The following is a 3,642-nucleotide window of genomic DNA, read 5'->3' as shown; positions in this document are numbered from 1 at the left end:
CGTGGCGCTCCCGGGCGGCGGCTACCAGCGCGACGGATGTGCGAGGGTCTGGGCCAAAGACCGGGCCGTCGTCCAGGGTGAAGTTCATGACTTCGAACTCCGATGGGGTGACGGGGGGCCATTCTGGCAAGCCGGCGCCGTTCGGGTCGCCACTCTTCACGAAGTTCGCGACATAGGTGTTGAATGCGGTGGCGGTGGCCTGGTCGTTGTCGGTTACCACATCGCCGTAGTGGGCCTCGAGATTGTCGAAGAGAAACGGGAGCTCGCCGGCATGTATCTGAGCGGTTGATTTCGGGCGCGTCGATTCGGCGGTATAGGTGAAGCGATAGACCCAGGAGTCGTACCCGGCCTGTTGCATGGTGCTCGCGATGAAATGCGCGGGCTCATGCATGGTCATGTCGGCGCCGATGGCGAGATTCAGGGCAACCAAGTCACTCGGCCCGAGGAAACGATCATCGCCGAAACCATAAGCTTCCCGGGCGGCCGCTTCGTCCGGTCCGAACCAGGAGAGCGGGCGTACCTTGCTCGGAGGGAAATGGGTGGGCACGTCGATGGCGGTGGTGCCGATGATGACTGGCATCGACTTGGCGGTGCCGTCCAGAAAGTGATCGCCAGGTTGCCCGGAGACGATCTCGCCATCAGTGGTTGGCACGCCAACCAGCGACCCGCCGACCAACTTGCGCCGCCCCAGTTTCTCCAGATCGAGATCATCCACGAGCTTCTCGGCCGACATGGATCGCAGCTCGTCCAGCGCCGCCTGGCCGGAGCCGGTAACGCCAACCGAGGCGGCGAAGAGATTGTCGACCGTGGGGGCAGATAGGCTTGTCAGCGATTCGCGGTCCATCGAGCGGTCGAGGAGCGCCAGGCGCCCCCCACCCGACAAGATGACTGCTTGTTGAAAGAGACCATCCTCGAGATACGGCGACGTCATGAGATGGACGACCGACGCACCGCCGGCCGATTCGCCCATGAGCGTGACGCGGGACGGGTCGCCACCAAAGTCGGATATGTTCTCCTGTACCCAGCGCAGTACCGCGATTTGGTCGAGGTAGCCGTAGTTGGCGTAGGGAGTTTCGGTGTTGTCCAGTAATGCGGATGGCGCGAAGAATCCGAATCGTCCCAATCGGTAGTTGAACGTGATGACGACCATGCCATGGCGGGCGAATTGGCTGCCGTCGAACCAGGGAATCGACGATCCCCCGCCGACGTAGCCGCCGCCGTGAATCCAGACCAGCCCCGGCAGCAGCGCATCGATCATCACATCGCCGTATGGACGCCAGACGTTCAGGCAGAGGCAGTCTTCCGATGGCTCGGTGGCGAGCCGCTCCGCACCGACCACCTGCATGCAGTCGTGACAGAAATCAAGTGCCTGCAGCGGATCGGTCCAGGGCGTCATTGCCTGGGGTGGGGTCCAGCGGAGCTCGCCGGTGAGCGGAACGGTATATGGAATGCCCTTGAAGGAAGCGACACCGTCTGCGACCACGCCGACGACCGGGCCGCTGGAGGTTTCGACTGCGTCGGTCAGGGCAATTGGCGAGACAACCGGAGAGGCATCCTGCGCGATGGATTCGTGAGCGTCGAGGTGACCGAGCGCAGCCACGGCAGCCCCAGAAACTGCACCGCTCAGCAACGTGCGGCGGGTTGCGGTTTGCCGGGTAAACGTGTTGGTCATGAGGCCTCCATCGCAACGAAATCCGCTGTCTTGTACATGCACTTCGAGATCGTACTGGGGCGTGACGAGCGGACGAACATCGGTCGATGCTTCGCCCACGGGCATGGGAATCTCGGCACTGATCGAATTGTATACACAGGTATTGCATTGAGGGTCATGGGCGGATATACTGGTACGTACCAGTAATTCATGACCGCCTCATGCACGCTGGTACAACGGGTCCAGCACTCACCTGCTGGACCCGTTGTCTATGCTGCCGAGGCCTCCACTCGCCGCCCGTTCGATGGCGGCGCCTGCTACGCGGGCTACCGCGTGGGATGGCTGGGCGTTGCCTAAAGCATCGCGCGAATCTGCGTTTCGGCGGCGGCCGTGACGGCCTCCAGGCATCCCGCCGCGTAGGGTGATTGCCAAACCTGGTAGAGCGTCTGCTCAGCGTAGCGATCGCTGGGCGGGAGATAGCCGACGCCGCCGTTGGTCACACCCAACACCATGACCGGGTTGTCGGGGAACGCCGCTCGCAGCGCGATTTGGAAAACGGAATAGGCTTCGCCTGGTATGGCGACCACAATGGCGTCGCCCAGACGCCAGAACCAGAGCGGAAAATCGAATGTAGCGCCGTCGCCCACCCCGCGGCGTTTGCCGATGAAGCGGCGCAGCCGCTCCTGAATGACCCGATCCTCACATTCCGCCAGCGATGCCTCCAACTCCGCGACCGTGGGCATGTCGATGAGCCCGACCGGCACGGTGATCCTGGCTGCGTTCAGTTGCGAGGCGTTCGCGATAGCCGCATCGGAGAGTGGGTGGTCGGACCAGATGCCGAGATCGGCGCCCGACTTGCGCAACCCTTCGTAGACGAATTCGGTGCCTGCGGGGGGGAGCGATTCCATCGTGCTGGCGACGGCATAGCCGAGCTGGCGACCGTTGCGGTCGGCAATGGCGGTGTCGCCGACATAGCTTTCGCGCGGTCCGAGCTCGCCAGATGCGCCTTGCAGGAAGAGCGCGGGCGCGCCGTAGATACCACTCACGATCTCGCGCGCGGCACCGACGTAGTCGGGAGAGAAGAGGTCGTTGTCCCAGGCCAAGGTGGTAGGGTGACAGGCGTAGTTGAAGATCACGCTTTGGATCGCGCCGTCGTCAGCGGTGACGCGGCCAACGAGCAGCGTATCGTCCTGCGGGCCGTTGGGATTGAACCCGCAGGCAAAGCTCTGCGCGGACTCGTCCCAGAAGTCGCGGTTTTTCGCGAGCGTGCAGGTTCCGGTTCCCCAGGTGATCCAGGCCGGGGCCGATTTGTGCCGGGCATCGTCGATCGCGTCGCCGATCGCGCGGGCGACGAAATCGAGATAGGGCTGCGCTTCTTCGCCGCCGGGGAGATGGGGATTGGCGGTGTTGATATTGGCGCTGGAGTGCGAATGCGACGGAGAGAGGAGGAGGTTTGCTTCCGGGAGACCGGCGCGTTGCCGGATGGCTGCGCGAAGCGCTGCTTCGTCCTGCCAGGCAAAGACGCAATTGTCGATGGTGGCGAGCACCAGCGGATCGCCGTCACCGTCGATGGGGGAAATGACGGCCGCCGAGGCAAGCAGCGGCTTATGCACACCCAGCTTCTTGTCGTGGAGCGCCGCGCCCCACCAGCGGCCGTAGGCATTGAGCGGGGGCGTAACGTCGCGAGTGGCGACGCCAAAGCGACAGCGTGTCGTCTTCGAAGGAACCGATGTCATCCAGTGCTCCTGAATAGCAAGCGAACAGCGCCGCGATGGCGTGAACGGCATTTTCGCCGATCGCGTGAGGATGTGGAGATGGGTAGGTGGTCTCTTGGAGTCCAGGGTCCAGGGTCCAGGGTCCGGGGCTGGGGGTTGGGGGCCGGAGTCCGGAGTCCGGGGGCCGGAGTTCGGAGTCTTGAATGGGGTTAGTCCCGGCGGTCGTACATGCGAAGAATGTCGAGCTCGCCGGGTGATGCGCCGAGATGGGTGAGC

At 63.7% G+C, this 3,642-nt stretch carries 2 protein-coding genes; both read right to left on the bottom strand.

The annotated features are described in order from the left end of the window. Positions 1-1,672: carboxylesterase family protein (locus tag R2855_19945; GenBank protein MEZ4533278.1), on the bottom strand; the 1,672-nt coding region annotated here is incomplete at its 3' end. A 332-nt stretch (positions 1,673-2,004) separates the two neighbouring features. Continuing rightward, the gene (locus R2855_19940) at positions 2,005-3,387 is read right to left on the bottom strand and encodes a hypothetical protein (protein MEZ4533277.1); all 1,383 of its coding nucleotides are present in this window, start codon (positions 3,385-3,387) and stop codon (positions 2,005-2,007) included. Positions 3,388-3,642 lie beyond the last annotated feature (255 nt).

It is taken from the genome of Thermomicrobiales bacterium (genome assembly GCA_041390825.1).
Taxonomy (GTDB): domain Bacteria; phylum Chloroflexota; class Chloroflexia; order Thermomicrobiales; family UBA6265; genus JAMLHN01.
The sequence above is the reverse complement of the archived record's forward strand: the minus strand, read 5'-3'. Positions and strand labels throughout refer to the sequence as shown.

Coding starts and splice junctions, on each gene's coding strand:
- R2855_19940 (MEZ4533277.1), bottom strand. CDS start 3,387: ATGACATCGGTTCCTTCGAAGACGACACGCTGTCGCTTTGGCGTCGCC.